Raw genomic sequence first — 17573 nt, 5'->3', positions numbered from 1 at the left:
AGATGACCGAGGAAACCCCGTTCCGGCACGAGAGCATTTGGCACATGATCGCGGCACCCACCGTCTGGACGCTGCATTTCGCGATCATCTACGCGATCACAGCCGTGGAATGCAGCAAGATCGGCACGCCCGATCTGGCGCGGCTATCGATCCTGGGGCTGACCGTGCTGGCGCTGGCGCTGATCTGCTGGATCGCGTGGAGGGCGTGGGTGCAATGGGATTACCTCGACGATCAGGATTACGTGCATGACAAGCCCACTGTCGAGGCCCGGCGCGAGTTTCTGGGCCATGCGGGGTTCCTGTTGAGCATCGCGTCGGCCATCGGGGTTATTTTCGTGGCGATGCCGGCGCTTTTCATCGAGACCTGCCTGTGAGGTTGGCAAGGATCTCTGCGCTGGCGTTGCTGGCTGGACTGTACATGCCCCCGTGGGAGGCGTGGCTTGGGCCTTTCCCGGCGCACATGCTGCGGCATATGGGGCTGGTGGCGGGCGTGGCGCCGCTGGCGGTGCTTGCCTGGCCGGGTGCCGCGCGGCGCTTTGCCGTGCCGGTGATGCTGGCGGCGGTCGTCGAATTCATCATCGTCTGGGCGTGGCACCTGCCGCAGCTGCACGGTTTCGCGCAGTTGACCTTCGGCGGGCGGGTACTGGAACAGGCGGCGTTCCTGTCCGCGGGGTTGGCGGTCTGGTCCGGGGCGCTCTACGCGCGTCAGCCCCTGGTGGGGGCAGGGGGGCTGTTCCTGACGTCGATGCACATGACGTTGCTCGGCGCCTTGCTGGTCCTCGCGCCCGGCGACCTTTATGCCGAGATCTGCGGTCGGGCGCCGGACCTGTCGGGGCAGCAGTTGGGCGGCATCCTGATGCTGGCCATCGGCACGCCGGTCTATCTAATCGGGGCGCTGGTGCTGGCGGCGCGCGTGGTAAGGGAGGAGACGGCGTGAGGTTGTTGCGGGAACTGCACGGCAGGACGATGATCGCCATCGCGGGCGCCGCCGCCGTGCTGGGGCTCGCGGCGGCGGTGCTGATCGTCGGCGTGGGCCTGTTCAACGTTTCGGCGCGGCACGGACACTGGCCGGGCGTGACCTGGGCCATGCACACCACGTTCGAAAGCTCGGTCGCGTTCCGGGCGCCGCCGAAAAGTGCGGTGCCGGACAATCTCGATACGCCGGACATGGTGGCGCTGGGGGCAGGGCATTACAAATCGGCCTGCATGGAATGCCACGGCGCGCCGGGCGTTCCGCGCAGCGCCACGGTGCAGCAGATGCTGCCGGAACCGCCCTCGCTGGCGTTGGTGGCCGACCACTGGAATGCGCCCGAGATGCACTGGATCATTCATAACGGCATCAAGATGAGCGGGATGCCCGGCTGGCCTGCCGACCGGAAGGATGACGTCTGGCCGCTGGTCGCTTTCCTGCGGGCGCAGAAGGGGATGACGCCGGACACATGGCAGGCAATCACGGACGACACCGAGGGCGGTTGTGCGGTATGCCATGGACGGAACGGCGTCAGCGAGAACGTGCAGGTGCCTCGGCTGGATATCCTGTCGGAAGAGTATATCGCCCAAAGCCTGGCCGCGTATCGCGACGGCACGCGTGACAGCGGGATCATGTACGAGGTGATGAGCCAGCTTCCGGCCGCATCGGTCGAGCGGCTGGCCCGGACGTTTGCGGATGTCTCGCCCGAGGGCACGGCGATTGAGCCGTCGGAACTGGCCGAGCAGGGCCGGGCTCTGGCCTTTGCCAAGGGTGGCTCGCAAAGCGTGCCGGCGTGCCGCGCCTGTCACGGGCCATGGCCCGTGCCGATCAACCCGGCCTTCCCGTCGCTGGCGGGGCAGCACGCACCCTACCTTGCGCAGCAGCTGACGCTGTGGCGCGAAGGCAATCGCGGTGGCGGACGGGCGGCGGAGCTCATGTTCAAGGCCTCGAAGGACCTGACCGACCGTGAAATCGAGGCGCTGGCGGCCTATTATGCGAGTCTTGAGCCTGCCAAGCTCGACGACACGGCGGACTAGGGTTGGGGAATAGTCGCTGGAGCTGCGTGTCTGGCGAAACCCACGGTATTCATGACGCTTTCCGGGCTGAAACGTGAAATGAAAGTGAGTTTAACGGCTTGCTCGTCTGCGTGCCGAGCATGTGGCGGAGGCTCAGGGATTCGAACCCTGGGGACGCTTTCACGCCCGCCGGTTTTCAAGACCGGTGCATTCGACCACTCTGCCAAACCTCCGCATTGGGACGTGTTACTGTGGCTTCGGCGATTCTTAAAGGCATCAGTTGTCGTGGATTTTGGCTGGAATCGCTTTGCAGACTTTTCAGAACGGCCCGGAGCGGTTATTCTGTATGCAGGCGCAGGCAACTGCGCGCTCGAGCAAACGCCGGAAAACCGGCACCCGCACCCAAAACGGTGCATGACAGGCAAGGGACGAAACATGATATTTCAATGGACGGGCAAAGGTGCGCGCGTGCGCCTGATCACCGCCTCCAGCGTGATTGCGCTGGTTCTGAGCGGTTGCACCGAGGGCGGAGAATTCGGCCTTTTCAAATCGCAAGCCAATGAGACCGACGAGGTGACCTCGGCGGACAACTCGGTCAAACTGATCGAGCGGGACGTGGAAGCGCCGGATGTCTTCCAGGTGACCGACAAGGGCCTGTGGGACGGCCGCCCGTCGCTGGGTGGCGTGTGGGTCGCGCACCCCGACGTGCAGGAGCCCGAGCGCGTCATCATCCGCAACACCAAGAACGACAAGTTCGTGATCGGCGCGCTCTTCCGCCGGGAACGCAGCAATCCGGGGCCGATCTTTCAGGTCTCGTCCGATGCCGCCGATGCTCTGGGCATGCTGGCCGGTGCGCCGTCGCAGTTGAACGTGACCGCCCTGCGCCGGGAGTCTGCGCCGGACCCCGAAGCGCTGGCCGCCGCCGAGACCGAAGGTGAGACTGGCTCGCTGGCCCCTGCTACGGTCGAACAGACCACTCTGGACCCGCTGGCCGGGGCTGCCGCCGCGATCGAAAGCGCCGAGGCCATCGATCCGGTGAGCCCGGCGACCCAGACCGCGGGTACGACGCCCGCCGTGGCCACCGAACCGGCCCCGCAAGCGACCCCCGCCGCGGCGACGCCGGTGCAGGCGGGCTCGTCCCTGTCCAAGCCCTATCTGCAGATCGGCATCTTCTCGGTCGAGCAGAATGCGCGGAATACCGCCACCGCCATGCGGCAGGAGGGCATGGTGCCGACCGTTAAAAAACAGAGCTCGCAGGGCAAGACCTTCTGGCGGGTGATCGTGGGACCCGCGCAGAGTGCGTCGGAACAATCTGTCCTGTTGAAAAAGGTCAAGGACGTCGGTTTTGATGATGCATACGCTGTAACAAACTGATACGGAACCTCCCCATGACCCTTCTTGCACGACTTCTGACCGCCTGTGTCGCGGTGATTGCGCTTTCCTTGCCGGCGCAGGCTTTCGACACCAGCGCCAAGGCCGCGTATGTGAAGGATCTGGGAACCGGGACCGTCCTGCTCAGCCGGAACGCCGACGAGCCTTTGCCGCCGGCCTCGATGTCCAAGCTGATGACGCTATACGTGGCGTTCGAGGCCATTCGCGACGGGCGGCTTTCCCTGCAGGAAAAGCTGCCGGTGTCGCAGCATGCGATGAGCTATGGCGGCTCGACCATGTTCCTTGACACCACCGACCGGGTGAGCGTCGAGGATCTGTTGCGCGGGATCATCGTGCTGTCGGGCAACGACGCCTGCGCGGTGATTGCCGAGGCGCTGAGCCCTGACGGCACGGAGGCCGGGTTCGCCCGGTTCATGACCCAGAAGGCGCGGGACATGGGCATGACGAACTCGACCTTCGCCAACTCGAACGGCTGGCCCGCCGCAGGACACCGGATGAGCATGCGCGACCTTGCGATCCTGGCCGAGCGGCTGATCGTGGATTTCCCGAACTTCTATCCGATGTTCGCCGAAACCGAGTACGAATTCGACGGCCGCGCGCCGCAGAACACGCAGAACCGCAACCCCCTGCTGAAGCTGGGGATCGGGGCGGACGGCCTTAAGACCGGGCATACCGAAGCCGCCGGCTATGGGCTTACCGGCTCGGCCGAACAGGGCGGGCGCCGCGTGGTGTTCGTGCTGTCGGGACTGGAAACGGCTGCCCAAAGAGCACAAGAGGCGGAAGCCCTTGTGAACTGGTCCTTTCGCCAATTTGCCGAAAAAGAGATCGTCAAGGCCGGCAGCGAAGTCTCGCGCGCCAACGTCTGGATGGGAAGCACGGCAACCGTAGGGCTGACCCCTGCCAAAGACCTGACGACGCTGGTCCCGGTGCTGGGCTCGGACAACATGAAGGCCGAGGTGGTCTATGAAGGCCCCGTGAGCGCGCCCATCGCGCAGGGCGACGAACTGGGCGAGCTGGTGTTCACGCCCGAGGGGCTGCCTGAAATGCGCGTGCCGCTCGTGGCTGCCGAAAGCGTTGCCGTGGGCGGCTTTGCCGTGCGGCTGAAGACCGTCGCCGGTGTGCTGTTGAAACGCTTGCAGCAGGGGCCCGAGGGTGCGCTTTGAGCGGGAAGGGCCGCTTCGTCACCTTTGAAGGAATCGACGGGTCGGGCAAGTCCACGCAGGCCCGCCTATTGGCAGAGCATCTGCAAGGCACGGGCCGCGAGGTGATCCTGACGCGCGAGCCGGGCGGCAGCGAGGGCGCCGAGGAAATCCGCAAGCTGGTGCTGGAAGGCGCGGCCGAGACCGAATTGCTTCTGTTCACCGCGGCGCGGCGGGACCACCTTGAACGGCTGATCGAGCCTGCGCTGGCGGCCGGGAAAATGGTGATCTGTGACCGTTTCGCCGACAGCACGCGCATGTACCAGGGGCTGAGCCGGGGCGATTTGCGCCAAAAGGTCGATGCGCTGCACGAGCTGATGATCGGGCGTGAGCCGGACCTGACTGTCCTGATCGACATGGACCCGGGCACTGGGCTGGAGCGCGCTTTGTCGCGCGGCGGCAGCGAAGAGCGGTTCGAGAGCTTTGGCGCCAGCCTGCAGGCGCAGATGCGGCAGGGGTTCCTGGACCTTGCGGACGAATTTTCAGACCGCTTCGTTGTGGTCGACGGCAACCGTGGGATCGAAGCGATTGCGGCGGATGTGCGGGCTGCGGTAGAACCGCGCCTGACATGATGGACCGTGACATCCCGCTTCCCGACCGCGTCGAAGGCGCGCCGCACCCGGCCGAGACCGCTCGCCTTTACGGGCAGGAGGCCGCGCAGGGCGCATTTTTGCAGGCGTTCAACACGGGGCGGTTGCATCACGGCTGGCTGATCCATGGGCCTCGCGGCGTGGGCAAGGCAACGCTGGCCTGGCGGATCGCGCGGTTCCTGCTGGCCACACCGGACCCCGAGGCGGATGGCGGGGGGCTTTTCGGCGATGCGCTGCCCGCGCCCGACAGCCTGGAGATTGCGGACGACCACCCGGTGACGCGGCGCGTGCTGGCGGGGTCCGAGCCGGGGCTGCACCTTGTGCGGCGCGGCGGGCAGGGCACCAGCGACAATGACCGTCAGAAGAATTTCGAGGAGGGCAAGTTCTCGCGCGAGATTCGGGTGGACGAGGTGCGCGAGCTGGCCGATTTCGTGAACCTGAGCGCAATAGATGGCGGGCGGCGGGTGGTCATCATCGACGCCGCCGACGAGATGAACACCTCGGCGGCGAACGCGCTGTTGAAGATGCTGGAGGAGCCGCCGGCGCGCACCACGCTGCTGCTGATCGCGCATCAGCCTGCGCGGCTGTTGCCGACGATCCGTTCGCGCTGCCGCGAGTTGCGACTGGACCGGCTGAGCCCCGAGGACGTGATCGCGGCGCTGGACCAGGCGGGGATCGACCCCGGTGGCCAGGCACCGGGACTGGCGGAGCTTTCCGGCGGCTCGGCCGGCGAGGCGGTGCGGCTTTACAACCTTGACGGGCTGAAGATCTATGCCGAGATCGTGGGTCTGGCGGCAAGCCTGCCGATGCTGGACCGGCCGCGCGCGATCAAGCTGGCCGAGGCAACGGCGCAGCGCGGCGCCGAGCAGAAGCTGGACCTGCTGCTGGCGCTGATGGACATGTTCCTGGCCCGCGTTGCGCGGGCGGGGGCCACGGGCATCCTGCCGCCCGAGGCCGTGTCGGGCGAGGCCGAGGCGATCGGCAAGCTGGCGGGCAACCCGGTTCAGGCACGGGCCTGGGCCGATTGCGCGCAAGAGGTCGGCGCACGGGCGCGTCACGGGCGGGCGGTCAACCTTGACCCTGCGGCCCTCGTGCTTGATACGGTGTTCAAATTGCAGCAGACCGCTACATCCCTCTGAGCACCGTCACATCCAAGGCCCCATGACCGACCAAGTCCAGATCACCGACAGCCATTGCCATCTTGATTTCGAGACCTTCGACGAAGAGCGTGACGACGTCATTGCCCGCGCGGTCGAGGCTGGCGTCACCCGCATGGTCACGATTTGCACCAAGCTGCGGCTGGAGCCGCAGGTGCGGGCGATTGCCGAGGCGCATGACGAGGTCTTCTATGCGGCCGGGACCCATCCGATGAGCGTGGCGGACGAGCCGATGGCCACGGTGGACGAACTGGTGGCACTGGCGACGCATCCCAAATTCGTGGGTATCGGCGAGACGGGGCTGGATTACCACTATACCGCCGAGAGTGCGGATGCACAGCAGAAGAGTCTGCGCCTGCATATCGAGGCGGCACGTCAGACCGGCCTGCCGCTGATCATCCACGCGCGGGATGCCGACGAGGACATGGCGCGTATCCTGACCGAAGAGCACAGGGCCGGCGCATACAGCTGCGTGATGCATTGCTTTTCGTCCGGCGCGGCGCTGGCCAGGACGGCGCTCGAGCTCGGCTTCTACCTGTCGATGTCGGGCATCTCGGCCTTTCCCAAGAGCCAGGAGTTGCGCGACATATTCGCAACCGCTCCGGTGGACCGCATATTGGTGGAAACCGACGCGCCCTATCTGGCCCCGCCGCCCTATCGCGGCAAGCGCAACGAGCCTGCCTATACCGTGCACACGGCCAAGGTGGGGGCAGAGGTTTTCGGCATGGACTGGCCCGACTTCGCCGCACAGACGCAGGGCAATTTCGACCGGCTGTTCTGGAAGGCCGCCCAATGGAAAGCCGCCGCCTGATGGGAGAGACGCGGTTCACCATCCTGGGCTGCGGGTCGTCCGGCGGCGTGCCGCGCCTTGGCGGACATTGGGGCGATTGCGATCCCGAGAACCCCAGGAACTATCGCCGCCGCTGCTCGATGCTGATCGAGCGCGAGGGCGAGGACGGCATCACGCGCGTGCTGATCGACACCTCGCCCGACCTGCGCGCGCAGCTTCTGGATGCCGGTGTGGGGACGCTTGACGCGGTGGTCTATACCCATGCCCATGCCGACCACGTGCACGGGCTGGACGATCTGCGGATGATCGTCTTCAACATGCGTCAGCGCCTGCCGGTCTGGGCCGATGGCGACACGCAGAATGCTCTGTACGCGCGCTTCGGTTATGCCTTCATCCAGCCAGAGGACAGCCCCTACCCGCCGATACTCGACATGCACACGATCAAGGGCGACGTGGTGATCGAGGGGCAGGGCGGGCCCATTACCCTGCGGCCCTTCGAGGTCAACCACGGCTCGATCGACGCGCTGGGGTTCCGGGTTGGCGACCTCGCTTATCTGCCGGACGTGGCAGCGATCCCCGACGAAAGCTGGGACATCCTGAAAGGGCTGGATTGCTGGGTTCTCGACGCGCTGCGACGCACGCCGCATCCGACACATGCCCATCTGGAGCAATCGCTGGAGTGGTTGGCGCGCGCCGCCCCGCGCCGCGGCGTGCTGACCAACATGCATATCGACATGGACTACCAGACTCTTGTCGACGAAACCCCCGACCATATCACCCCGGCTTTTGACGGCATGGTGATCACCTACAGGGACTAATCCGTTGCAGGCCCTGCTGGACGTCATCCTGCCGGTCTTCATGGTCATCGGGTTCGGCTACGTGGCGGTCTGGCGCGGCTGGTTCAGCCAGAGCGGCGTCGACGGGCTGATGAAGTTCACCCAGAGCTTTGCGATCCCCTGCCTGCTGTTCGTGGCTATCGCGCGGCTTGATCTCGGACAGCATTTCAACTGGCGGGTGCTGCTGAGTTTCTATGCCGGGGCATTGTCCGGGTTCGCGCTGGGAATGCTTGGCGGCCGGTTCCTGTTCGGGCGCCCGTGGGAGGATTGCGTCGCCATCGGCTTTTGCTGCCTGTTCTCGAACTCGCTCCTGCTGGGGCTGCCGCTGACCGAACGCGCCTACGGCCCCGACGCGCTGGAGGCGAACTATGCGATCATCGCGATGCACTCGCCCTTCTGCTATGGCGTCGGGATCACGACGATGGAGATCGTCCGCGCCAAGGGACAGGCCGGTGCGGGCTTTGCGATGCGGGTGGCGAAGGCGATGTTTTCCAATACGCTGATCCTCGGCATCCTGCTGGGCTTTGTCGTCAACCTGAGCGGTCTGCCTTTGCCTGGAACGGTGAACGATGCGCTGGATTTGCTGGTGCGCTCGGCCCTTCCCGCGGCGCTCTTCGGATTGGGCGGGGTTCTGGCCAGCTACCGGCCCGAAGGCGATCTGCGGCTGGTGCTGTACCTGTGCCTGATCGGTCTGGTGGTACATCCGCTGATCACGCGGGGTCTGGGCCTTGCCTTTGCCCTGCCGGTCGAGGCGACACGCTCGGCGGTGCTGACGGCGGCGATGGCGCCGGGGATCAATGCCTATATCTTTGCCAGCATGTATGGCCGGGCAATGCGGGTGGCGGCGACGACAGTGCTGGTGGCGACGGCCCTGTCCGGGCTGACGATCTGGCTTTGGCTGGGTCAATTGCCCTGAATTCGCGTTTTGGTCGCGTGTGACGGACCCCGGCAGGACGCAGTTTGCATGTTAGGCTTTGACCGCGCGGGCGATCCCATTGCATCCTGTGGCGGGTGGCGCCTGCGATGGCGCGCAGGGGCAAGCGACGGTGCAGCATGCAGAACAAGGACCTGGCAGATCTTCTGAAGCGCATGGCCGATGGCGACCGGACCGCCTTTGCCGCCTTCTACAAGGAGCTGGAAAAGCCGGTTTTCCGGTTCATCGTATCGAAAATGAACGATCCGCATGAGGCGGCCGACATACAGCATGACGTCTTCATGGACATCTGGCGCTCGGCAGGGCGCTTTGAGGGTCGGTCGACGGTGAAAACATGGGTATTCGGCATAGCCTACAGGAAAACGATGGATCATTTTCGCAAACACAAACGGGTCGACCTGACCGACGAGGTCGACGAGCGGGTCGATGACAGCCCCGACGCGGCAGCCTGCCTGGCCTCTGCGCAGGAGGCGGAGCATCTGCGTTACTGCATGGATCAGCTCAAGCCGCAGCACCGGGCGGCGGTGGAACTGGCCTTCTACCAGGACATGAGCTACGGCGAGATCGCCACCGTGGCCGAGGTGCCCGAAGGCACGATCAAGACACGGGTCTTTCACGCCAAGAAACTGCTGCTGCATTGCCTTTCGGGGCGGATGGAGGTGCGGTCATGACCGACAGAATGGATTTGTCTCGCGACGAGATCGAGGCCCTGCTGGTTTTTCTGGCCAATGACACGTTGGAAGGCGAGGAACGCGCCGCCGTCGAGGCCGCCGTGGCCGCCGACCCGCAACTGGCCGGAGAGCTGGAAGCGCTGAAGGCCATGCGCAGCGAGATGCAGGCCAAAGAGGTGCAATCGCCTGGCGAGATGGGCCTGGCCCGGCTGATGCGCGAGATCGACGCCGAGGCGGTAAGCCCGGTGGTGCCGCAGGCCGGTCTGCCGGAGGCGGCGAACCTGCCGACGGCGCCCGGCAGCTTCTGGAAGATCGCGGCGGTTGTGTTATTCGGTCTGGTTGTGGCGCAAACCGCGTATATCGGGTATGATGGCGGTACAGATTTTGAACTGGCCGGTGGTGAAAGCCCGGCGGCGAGCGCGGAGTTCACGATCCGCGTGGCCTTTGCCGAGGATGCCGCGGAGGCGGAGATCCGGGCGCTGCTGCTGGAGCAGGGGCTGGTGATCGTGGACGGGCCGTCGGCGATCGGGCTTTACACGCTGGCTGCCCCTGATGACGCGGCGCGCGCCGAGGCCGTGACGGCATTGATGGCGCGGGACGATATTGTTGAAAGCGCTGAATGACATGAATTTCCTTCGCTTCCTGACTGCCGTTGCAACGCTGTGTCTGGTGTTGGCCTTGATGCCGCAGGGCGCGCGCGCGGCGGTGGCGGTGGCCGAGCCTGCGTGCGCCGGGGCGTGCGGTGTTCCCGGCCTTTTCCAAGTGCAGCAGGGCACCGGCGGCCGGGGCGGGGACGCGGGCAACAACCCGCGCAAGAAACCGACCGGTGGGCTGCGACGGGCGGCACGGGATGAGGTGCAGGCCACCGATGGCTCGCCGGAATACGTGCTGCTGGTCAACCGGGGGCAGGCGGCGGGCGCGGTGCAGGCGCTGGTCACCGCGGGCGCCACTCTGTTGCGGGAACGGCCGCTGCCGCAATTCGGGCAGCAGATGTATTTCTTCGCCTTTCCGCGCACCTTGACGCTGGAACAGGGTCGGGCGCTGCTGGCAGGGCGGACACAGTCGGCGGTGCTGGATTTGCACAAGATCTATTTCCGCTCGGCGGGTCCGCGGGTTTACCACGCCCTTATGGTTGGCGACGCGCCGGGCCAGAGTTGCCGCGTCGGGCGCAGCATCCGCGTGGGCGTGATCGACGGTGCGGTCAATACGGGCCACCCGGCCTTTGGCGGGGTCCGGATCGTGCGGCAGAGCTTTCTGCGCGAGGGCGCGCGCCGCACCGGGGCCAGCCATGGCACCGCCGTTTCGGGCCTGATCGCGGGGTCCAGCGGGGCGGGGCCCCTGGCGGGCCTGGCGCCGGGGGTGCAGGTCTATGCCGCCGAGGCGTTCGGCCTTGAAAAAAGCAGCGATGGCGGGCGGTTGGAGGCCGTGGCGGCCGGGCTGGACTGGGTGGTCGGCAGTGGCGTGCGGTTGGTCAACATGTCCTTTGCCGGGGCCAGCAACCAGGTGTTCGCCAAGCTGCTGGCGCTGGCGCAGAACAAGGGCGTGGTGATCGTGGCCGCGGCGGGCAATGACCGCTCCGGGGCACCGGTCTATCCCGCCGCGTCGCCCAGCACCATCGCAGTGACGGCGGTGGATGCCGGCGGGCGGCTGTACGGTCGGGCCAATTACGGCAATCACATCGAGTTCGCGGCCCCCGGCGTGGACCTTTACGTGGCCTGGGGCAACGGGGGCAGCTATCGTTCGGGCACATCCTTTGCCGCGCCGGTGGTGACCGCGATCCTGGCGCGGCGGGCGTCGCGCGGGGGGCTATCGCTCGATGGCGCGCGGGCGTTCCTGCGCAGTTCGGCCAAGGACCTGGGGCCCGGCGGGCGTGACACGCATTACGGCTACGGCCTGGTGCAGTCGGGTGGCTGCTGAGCGTTTGTTCTCCGAGATCAGACCATGAAGCGGTTAAGCATGTCTTAAGGCGTCGGCGCATTGCGCCGCGACCGGGGTTCAGCCGGTCTTGACCGGCGCGCCGCCGGCGAAAGAATTGCCATTCACGTAATCGCAGGGCGCGTCCTGCATTTGCAGGTGCAGACCGTCGCCGGTGAAGGGGTGCGCGCGGGCCAGATCCTCGTCCACCTCGATCCCCAGGCCGGGGGTTTCGGGCGGGATGATGAAGCCGTCCTCGATCTGAATGGTGTTCTTTATCAGCTTGTTATGGAACTCCGTCTCGATAGTTTCGGCCATCAGGATATTGGGGATGGAGGCCGCGAGGTGGATGTTCGCCGCCCATTCCACCGGCCCGGCATAAAGGTGCGGGGCCATTTGCGCGTTGTAGACCTCGGCCATGGCGGCGATCTTCTTGACCTCCCAGATGCCGCCCGCGCGACCCAGGGCCGGTTGCAGGATCGACGCCGCGCCGGAGCGGAGGACAGGCGCGAATTCGGCCTTGGTGGTCAGGCGCTCGCCGGTGGCGACGGGGACCCGGGTGGCGGCGGCGACCTTGGCCATTTCCGCAACGTTATCAGGGGGTACCGGCTCTTCGTACCAGAGCGGATCGTAGGGCTCGATCGCCTTGGCGAGACGGATGGCGCCCGCCGTGGTGAACTGGCCATGCGTGCCGAAGAGTAGGTCGGCACGGTCGCCCACGGCCTCTCGGACGGCCTTGCAGAAGGCGGCCGAGAGCGAGATGTCGGTGCCGGCCGGCATGTGGCCTCCGCGCATAGTGTAGGGCCCGGCGGGATCGAACTTTACCGCGGTATATCCACGGCTTAGCAGGTCGAGCGCGGAGGCGGCAGCCATCTCGGGCGAGGTCCAGAACTCGGCGATTGCGTGCTGCGGCAGGGGGTAGAGATAAGTGTAGGCGCGGATGCGGTCGTTCATGCGCCCGCCGAGCAGGGCCCAGACCGGGCGCTCGCGGGCCTTGCCGAGGATGTCCCAGCAGGCGATTTCCAGCCCGGAAAATGCCCCCATCACGGTCAGATCGGGGCGCTGGGTGAAGCCCGAGGAATAGGCGCGGCGGAACATGAATTCAATGTTTTCAGGGTTTTCGCCCTGCATGTGGCGAGAGAAGACATCGCTGATGACGGCGGTCATGGCGTCGGGGCCGACGCTGCTGGCATAGCATTCGCCCCAGCCCGTGATGCCGTTATCCGTGGTCAGTTTCACCAGGATCCAGTACTGCCCGCCCCAGCCCGGGGCGGGGGGCGCGGTGACGAGGATGTCGAGGTCCTTGAGTTTCATGAAGCTCTCCCTGCTTTCGGTGTCACGGTGGCCCGAGAGGCGCGACGGGGCAAGCCGGAAATCGGTGCGATTCGGGGCAAAGGGTTAACGGCGGCGAAAGCCAGAAATCCGTGTCGGTATCACGTCGGTATCCGGGTGGTATCGCGACGGTGCGCGCCTCGCGGCCCCATGTTTCAACAGGCCGCACGGCGGGGACCGGCAAATGCGCATTTTCCGGGGCATTTTCTGCGCAGAAAATGCCGCCTCCGGCGGCGGCCTAGCGCAGCATTATGACGTTGCGCCGGGCGTTGCCGGTCTTGGTGTCCGCGATGGCGTCGTTGATCTGGTCGAGGGTCCAGCGGTTGGAGATCAGCTCGTCCAGTTTCAACCGGCCCTGGCCGTAGAGGTCGATCATCCAGGGAATGTCGCGGCGGATCACCACGTCGCCCATTTTCGAGCCGACCATGCTCTGCCCGGCGGCGGCGAAGTTGGCGGCCTCGTATGTCGATTCCGCGCCCGAGGCGGGCATGCCGACCATGATGACCTTGCCGCCGCCCGCGATGTAGCGGGGGGCCTCGTCATAGGCGCGGGCGGCGCCCACGGTGACCAGCACGGCGTCGGCGCCGCGGCCCATGGCCTGTTTCGCGGCGCGCCAGGGTTTGTCCTGGCTGGCCAGCACGCCGTCGGTGGCGCCGAAGGCCTTGGCGTCGGCCAGCTTGTCCTCGGTCATGTCGACGGCGACGATGCGGCGGGCGCCGGCGATGCGGGCGCCCTGAATGGCGTTGAGGCCGACGCCGCCCGCGCCGATCACGACCACGTCCTGACCGGCGCGCAGCTGGGCCGCGTTGACCACCGCGCCGACGCCGGTGACCACGCCGCAGGCCAGGAGCGCGGCCGCGTCCATGGCCATGCCCTCGGGGATCTTCACGACCTGGGAGTGGTGCACGACCACGTCCGTGGCGAAGGCGCCGCAGGCCATGGCCTGGTGCAGTTTGCCGCCGTCGGCCGTGCTCAGCGCGCCGTGGTCGCCGTCGAACGGCGTTTCGCAGCCCGTGGGACGGCCCGCGCCGCAGCTGGGGCATTGCCCGCAGGCGCGAATGAGGGTCACCACCACCGGGTCGCCCACGGCAAGGCCGGTCACGCCGTCGCCCATGGCCGAGATGCGGCCCGCGGCCTCGTGGCCGTAGACCGCAGGCAGGGACCCGCCCCAGGCGCCATCGGCATAGGAGATGTCGGAATGGCAGATCGCCACAGTTTCCAGCGCGACCTCGACTTCGCCCGACTGGGGCGCGCGCAGGCGCACGTCCTCGACCACGAGGGGTTTGCCGAATTCGTGACACACGGCGGCTTTGATGGTTTTCATGATCCCTCCCGAAGTTCGCTGACCGCCAGCCTGATCGGTTTTTCCAAGCGGTTTCAAGGCCGATTGCGACCTGTCGCGACGTAATCGGCGGATGCGTGGCGCTTGCGGGTGAGAAAGAGCACTAGGCCGAGGGCCACCAGCACGAGCGCGGCGAGGAAGGGCGCGCCGGGCAGGGTGAGGGGGGCGTCGGGGTGGGTGAAGGCGGCGAAGATGTTGGTCATCATCAGCGGCGAGATGATCATGGCCAGTGCGCCCACCGAGGTGAAGATGCCCTGAAGCTCGCCTTGGGCATCGTGTGGCGTGCGGCGGGACATGATGGCTTGCAGCGCGGGCACGCACATCGCCGCCAGCGCCGAGACGGGGGTGAGGGCGAGCGCCAGCCAGCCATTGGAGATCACGCCCAGCACCGCGAAGCTGAGGATGGCGAAGCCGAGCGCCAGCACCACGGTCCCGGCCTCGCCCAGCCGCGAGATGGCAAGGCCGATCAGCCCCGCCTGCACGGCGAAGATCGAGATGCCGAAAATGCCGAGCGAGAGGCCGATCATCGACGGGTCCCAGCCGAAGGCGGCGGTGGTGAAGTAGGACCAGACGGCGGGGTAGACGTTGAATGCCAGTTGATAGAGCAGCAGGACGACCAGCAGACGCCCGAGGCCGGGCAGGGCGCGGATCTGTCTCAACGCGCCGAACGGGTTGGCGCGGGCCCAGACGAAGGGACGGGCGCGGTCGGGCGTGATGGTCTCGGGCAGGACCGCCCAGCCGAAGAGGAAGTTGGCGAAGGCGAGGGTTGCGGCGGCATGGAAAGGGGCGCGGGGCCCGAGATCGCCCAGGAAACCGCCGATCACGGGGCCGAGCACGAAGCCCATGCCGAAGGCCGCCGACACGAGGCCGAAGCCCGCGCCGCGCTTTTCCGGTGGCGAGGTGTCGGCCATGAAGGCAGCCGCCGTTGACTGCGTGGCGGCCATGATGCCGCCCACCAGCCGCCCCAGCACCAGGAGCCACATGGCGTGGGCCACGGCCATCACCAGGTAGTCGAGCGCCAGGATCAGGAGCGAGCTCAGCAGGATCGGGCGACGTCCGAAACGGTCCGACAGGTTGCCGATCATCGGCCCGAAGAGGAACTGCATGACGGCAAAGAGCGAGGTCAGCACGCCGCCCCAGAGCGACGCCGAGGCGAGCGTGCCGCCGTCGATATCCATGATGAGCTCGGGCATCACCGGGATGATGATGCCGATGCCCATGGCGTCGATCATGACGGTGATCAGGATGAACGCGGTGGGCAGGCGGGACGACATCGAGGCTCCGGTCCGGATCTGTGGGGCGACTGTAGCCGGGGCCGGGCAAGGCGGAAAGGGCGCGGTGCGCGTGCCCGGCTCAGATGTGGCCCGTATCCGACAGGAACTGCGCCAGGCGGGCGGCATAGGCCTCGGGCGCCTCGACGCAGGGCAGGTGGCCCGCGCGGCGCATCAGGTGGAATTCGGACCCTGGGATCAGATCCATCGTTTCGCGTATCAGATCGGGCGGGGTGGCGCCGTCCTCGGACCCCGCGATGCCAAGGGTGGGCAGGCGCAGGCCGCTGGTGGGCGTGTAGAAATCGGTGCCGGAGATCGCGGCGGAGCAGCCGATATAGCCTTCGGCCGGCTGGCTGGTGAGCATATCGCGCCAGGTTTGCAGGTCCGGACCGGCAAGGAAGTCGCGGGAGAACCAGCGTTGCATGGTGGCGTCGGCCAGCGCCTCGATCCCGCCCGAGCGGACGGTGTCGATACGGTCCTGCCAGATCTGTTGGTTGCCGATCCTGGCGGCTGTATTGGACAGGACCATGCACCGGACGAGGTCGAGGCGCTTGACCGCCAGACCTTGCGCGATCAGGCCGCCGATCGACAGGCCGACGAAGACGCAGTCACGGACGTTCAGATGGTCCAGCAGCGCTTCGGCGTCGCGCACGAGCGCGCCCATTGCGTAGGGCGCGGGCGGCACGCTGGTCTGGCCGTGGCCGCGCTTGTCATAGCGGATGAGGCGCAAGCCGGCGGGCAGGTGGGGCAGGAGCGCGTCCCACAGGTGCAGGTCGGTGCCGAGCGAGTTGGCGAAGACGAGGGGCGCGCCATCGGGGTCGCCTTCGTCGAGGTAGTGGATTTCGATGCCGTTCAGCGTGGCGTGGGGCATGAGTGCGCTCAGCCTTTCATGCGCAGGTGGGCCATGATCTGGCCGTGGTCGGAGGCGAGCTTGTTGTACGGTGCCTCGGGGTGCGAGCCGTCGGTGATGTGGTCGTTGAAGACGCTGAAATAGGTCATGTCGCCCGCGCGGTCGGGATTGTCGGGGTGGAAGTGGCGGGACATGAAGATCTGGTCGATGCTCTCGAAGATGCCGCCGAAGGCGGAGGTATAGACCATGTCGCGCAGGGATTTGCGCACGAACATCTTTTCCGCCGAGTGGAGGCGCACGCGCTCGACATCCTCGGTGATCTGGCGGTTTTCCTCTTCGGAATAGCGGTCGGAGCGGTCCTGCGCGTCGTGTCGCAGCATCCAGGAATAGTTCCTGAAGGGCGCCTCGCCGGTGATGATCTCGGACGACACCGCGTGTTCGCCATCGTTGAAATCGCCCAGCACCATGACCGGGTGGCCGGCCTCGATCTCGCGCACCACTTCGCGGCGCAGCACCCATGCCTCGGCCATGCGGCGCAGGGCGGCCCGCAGGGACCCCATGGCGCGGCCGATGGGATCGTAACGGGTCAGGTTTTCTTCGGGGGCATAGTCGGCGCCTTCGGGCGTGATGTATTCGCCCAGCTTGGATTTCAGGTGGCAGTTGAAGACCGTGACGACCTGTCCGCCCACGGGGATGCGGGCCTTGATGACGGGGCGCGAGAGGCGGCGCAGCACGTAGTGGCCGGCATCTTGCGCGCCCTCCATGCCGCGCAGGGGCTGGAAAGGGATGGTGAGCGGCTCTTCGAGGTCCTGGATGATTTCGGGCGTGCCGTCAAAGCCCAGCCGCGACAGGATCGCGACGCCGGGGCGGCGTTTGCCCGGCGCGCCGGTGTCGGCGGCGTTGGGGGCGAAGGCGAGCGTGGCGTTGTCATAGGGGGTGACGGCCAGTTTGCGGAAGATCGCCTTGCGGTGATAGCGCTTGGAGCGGTCGGGAATGGACGCGTCGTTGAGCGCGCGGGCGCGGATGGAAGCCTCGTCGATGACGGCGTGCAGGGCGTCTTTCTCGAAGATTTCCTGAAAGCAGATCACGTCGGCGTCGAGCGTCAGGATCTGGTCGGCCATCCAGTCGAGTTTCCAGGCGTATTCCTCGGGCGTGTAGCTTTGGAACTCGTAGTATTCCCGGTCGGGGCCGATCAGGTTCTTGGCGTTGAAGCTGGCGATGGTGAAGTCGGTCATGACGGGCCTTCTGGTGTTGCGCCGGGGCGGGTCGGGGGCGTTTTCCGCGCGGAAAACGGGATAGAAAATGCGCA

Annotated in this window: 18 protein-coding genes and 1 tRNA gene; 13 read left to right on the top strand and 6 right to left on the bottom strand. The window is 66.5% G+C overall.

Annotated elements, in window-relative coordinates; translation table 11 throughout:
* Window positions 1-2: 2 nt before the first annotated feature.
* Genes RBB31_RS09810 through RBB31_RS09800 form a run of 3 tightly spaced genes read left to right on the top strand, consistent with a single transcriptional unit; the run spans window position 3 to window position 2007 of the window.
* Window positions 3-374 (top strand): hypothetical protein, encoded by a 372-nt coding sequence (locus tag RBB31_RS09810; protein ID WP_306129105.1) that lies wholly within the window; start codon window positions 3-5, stop codon window positions 372-374.
* A complete protein-coding gene (locus RBB31_RS09805) occupies window positions 371-937 on the top strand; it encodes a cytochrome c oxidase assembly protein (RefSeq protein WP_306129104.1) in 567 nt (188 codons plus the stop codon). The genes RBB31_RS09810 and RBB31_RS09805 overlap by 4 nt, the downstream gene beginning before the upstream one ends.
* Entirely contained in the window at window positions 934-2007 is a 1074-nt protein-coding gene (locus tag RBB31_RS09800; RefSeq protein ID WP_306129103.1) for a c-type cytochrome, read from the top strand. Before RBB31_RS09805 ends, RBB31_RS09800 begins: the two co-directional genes overlap by 4 nt.
* A gap of 122 nt (window positions 2008-2129) precedes the next feature.
* Here RBB31_RS09800 and RBB31_RS09795 read toward each other — a convergent pair.
* Window positions 2130-2219: transfer RNA gene (locus RBB31_RS09795), tRNA-Ser, on the bottom strand.
* Between the two features lie 202 nt (window positions 2220-2421).
* On the opposite strand from RBB31_RS09795, the gene RBB31_RS09790 reads away from it, so the two are divergent.
* The 10 genes from RBB31_RS09790 (at window position 2422) to RBB31_RS09745 (ending at window position 11472) form a co-directional block, all read left to right on the top strand.
* The gene (locus RBB31_RS09790) at window positions 2422-3360 is read left to right on the top strand and encodes an SPOR domain-containing protein (protein ID WP_306129102.1); all 939 of its coding nucleotides are present in this window, start codon (window positions 2422-2424) and stop codon (window positions 3358-3360) included.
* A gap of 14 nt (window positions 3361-3374) precedes the next feature.
* Complete coding sequence (locus RBB31_RS09785) at window positions 3375-4541, top strand: D-alanyl-D-alanine carboxypeptidase family protein (RefSeq protein ID WP_306129101.1); 1167 nt, start codon at window positions 3375-3377, stop codon at window positions 4539-4541.
* Window positions 4538-5149 (top strand): dTMP kinase, encoded by a 612-nt coding sequence (tmk, locus tag RBB31_RS09780; protein WP_306129100.1) that lies wholly within the window; start codon window positions 4538-4540, stop codon window positions 5147-5149. Before RBB31_RS09785 ends, tmk begins: the two co-directional genes overlap by 4 nt.
* Window positions 5149-6306 (top strand): DNA polymerase III subunit delta', encoded by a 1158-nt coding sequence (locus tag RBB31_RS09775; RefSeq protein WP_306129161.1) that lies wholly within the window; start codon window positions 5149-5151, stop codon window positions 6304-6306. The genes tmk and RBB31_RS09775 overlap by 1 nt, the downstream gene beginning before the upstream one ends.
* Before the next feature lie 22 nt (window positions 6307-6328).
* On the top strand, window positions 6329-7135 hold the full coding sequence (locus RBB31_RS09770; RefSeq protein ID WP_306129099.1) for a TatD family hydrolase: 807 nt from the start codon (window positions 6329-6331) through the stop codon (window positions 7133-7135).
* On the top strand, window positions 7135-7932 hold the full coding sequence (locus RBB31_RS09765; RefSeq protein ID WP_306129160.1) for an MBL fold metallo-hydrolase: 798 nt from the start codon (window positions 7135-7137) through the stop codon (window positions 7930-7932). Before RBB31_RS09770 ends, RBB31_RS09765 begins: the two co-directional genes overlap by 1 nt.
* A gap of 4 nt (window positions 7933-7936) precedes the next feature.
* Window positions 7937-8866 (top strand): AEC family transporter, encoded by a 930-nt coding sequence (locus tag RBB31_RS09760; protein WP_306129098.1) that lies wholly within the window; start codon window positions 7937-7939, stop codon window positions 8864-8866.
* A gap of 137 nt (window positions 8867-9003) precedes the next feature.
* Window positions 9004-9555, top strand: a complete 552-nt coding sequence (locus RBB31_RS09755) for an RNA polymerase sigma factor (RefSeq protein ID WP_306129097.1) — start codon at window positions 9004-9006, stop codon at window positions 9553-9555.
* The gene (locus RBB31_RS09750; protein ID WP_306129096.1) at window positions 9552-10178 is read left to right on the top strand and encodes a hypothetical protein; all 627 of its coding nucleotides are present in this window, start codon (window positions 9552-9554) and stop codon (window positions 10176-10178) included. The genes RBB31_RS09755 and RBB31_RS09750 overlap by 4 nt, the downstream gene beginning before the upstream one ends.
* Before the next feature lies 1 nt (window position 10179).
* Window positions 10180-11472, top strand: coding sequence for a S8 family serine peptidase (locus tag RBB31_RS09745; protein ID WP_306129095.1), 1293 nt, complete (start codon window positions 10180-10182; stop codon window positions 11470-11472).
* A 78-nt stretch (window positions 11473-11550) separates the two neighbouring features.
* Here RBB31_RS09745 and RBB31_RS09740 read toward each other — a convergent pair whose 3' ends face one another.
* The 5 genes from RBB31_RS09740 to RBB31_RS09720 all read right to left on the bottom strand — a co-directional run bounded on the left by RBB31_RS09740 (window position 11551) and on the right by RBB31_RS09720 (window position 17499).
* A complete protein-coding gene (locus RBB31_RS09740) occupies window positions 11551-12783 on the bottom strand; it encodes a mandelate racemase/muconate lactonizing enzyme family protein (RefSeq protein WP_306129094.1) in 1233 nt (410 codons plus the stop codon).
* Window positions 12784-13039: 256 nt separating this feature from the next.
* Window positions 13040-14125 (bottom strand): zinc-binding dehydrogenase, encoded by a 1086-nt coding sequence (locus RBB31_RS09735; protein ID WP_306129093.1) that lies wholly within the window; start codon window positions 14123-14125, stop codon window positions 13040-13042.
* Between the two features lie 53 nt (window positions 14126-14178).
* Window positions 14179-15417: a TCR/Tet family MFS transporter gene (locus RBB31_RS09730; RefSeq protein WP_306129092.1), complete on the bottom strand. Its 1239-nt coding sequence runs from the start codon at window positions 15415-15417 to the stop codon at window positions 14179-14181.
* Window positions 15418-15496: 79 nt separating this feature from the next.
* Entirely contained in the window at window positions 15497-16285 is a 789-nt protein-coding gene (gene pcaD / locus RBB31_RS09725; protein WP_306129091.1) for a 3-oxoadipate enol-lactonase, read from the bottom strand.
* 8 nt (window positions 16286-16293) lie between these two features.
* Window positions 16294-17499, bottom strand: coding sequence for an endonuclease/exonuclease/phosphatase family protein (locus RBB31_RS09720; RefSeq protein WP_306129090.1), 1206 nt, complete (start codon window positions 17497-17499; stop codon window positions 16294-16296).
* Window positions 17500-17573 lie beyond the last annotated feature (74 nt).

It is taken from the genome of Roseovarius sp. MMSF_3350 (genome assembly GCF_030733425.1).
Classification (GTDB): Bacteria; Pseudomonadota; Alphaproteobacteria; order Rhodobacterales; family Rhodobacteraceae; genus Roseovarius.
This window is presented reverse-complemented; position numbering and strand designations above follow the sequence as displayed.

Coding starts and splice junctions, on each gene's coding strand:
- RBB31_RS09810 (WP_306129105.1), top strand. CDS start 3: ATGACCGAGGAAACCCCGTTCCGGCACGAGAGCATTTGGCACATGATC.
- RBB31_RS09790 (WP_306129102.1), top strand. CDS start 2,422: ATGATATTTCAATGGACGGGCAAAGGTGCGCGCGTGCGCCTGATCACC.
- RBB31_RS09785 (WP_306129101.1), top strand. CDS start 3,375: ATGACCCTTCTTGCACGACTTCTGACCGCCTGTGTCGCGGTGATTGCG.
- RBB31_RS09775 (WP_306129161.1), top strand. CDS start 5,149: ATGGACCGTGACATCCCGCTTCCCGACCGCGTCGAAGGCGCGCCGCAC.
- RBB31_RS09770 (WP_306129099.1), top strand. CDS start 6,329: ATGACCGACCAAGTCCAGATCACCGACAGCCATTGCCATCTTGATTTC.
- RBB31_RS09765 (WP_306129160.1), top strand. CDS start 7,135: ATGGGAGAGACGCGGTTCACCATCCTGGGCTGCGGGTCGTCCGGCGGC.
- RBB31_RS09755 (WP_306129097.1), top strand. CDS start 9,004: ATGCAGAACAAGGACCTGGCAGATCTTCTGAAGCGCATGGCCGATGGC.
- RBB31_RS09750 (WP_306129096.1), top strand. CDS start 9,552: ATGACCGACAGAATGGATTTGTCTCGCGACGAGATCGAGGCCCTGCTG.
- RBB31_RS09745 (WP_306129095.1), top strand. CDS start 10,180: ATGAATTTCCTTCGCTTCCTGACTGCCGTTGCAACGCTGTGTCTGGTG.
- RBB31_RS09740 (WP_306129094.1), bottom strand. CDS start 12,783: ATGAAACTCAAGGACCTCGACATCCTCGTCACCGCGCCCCCCGCCCCG.
- RBB31_RS09735 (WP_306129093.1), bottom strand. CDS start 14,125: ATGAAAACCATCAAAGCCGCCGTGTGTCACGAATTCGGCAAACCCCTC.
- RBB31_RS09730 (WP_306129092.1), bottom strand. CDS start 15,417: ATGTCGTCCCGCCTGCCCACCGCGTTCATCCTGATCACCGTCATGATC.
- pcaD (WP_306129091.1), bottom strand. CDS start 16,285: ATGCCCCACGCCACGCTGAACGGCATCGAAATCCACTACCTCGACGAA.
- RBB31_RS09720 (WP_306129090.1), bottom strand. CDS start 17,499: ATGACCGACTTCACCATCGCCAGCTTCAACGCCAAGAACCTGATCGGC.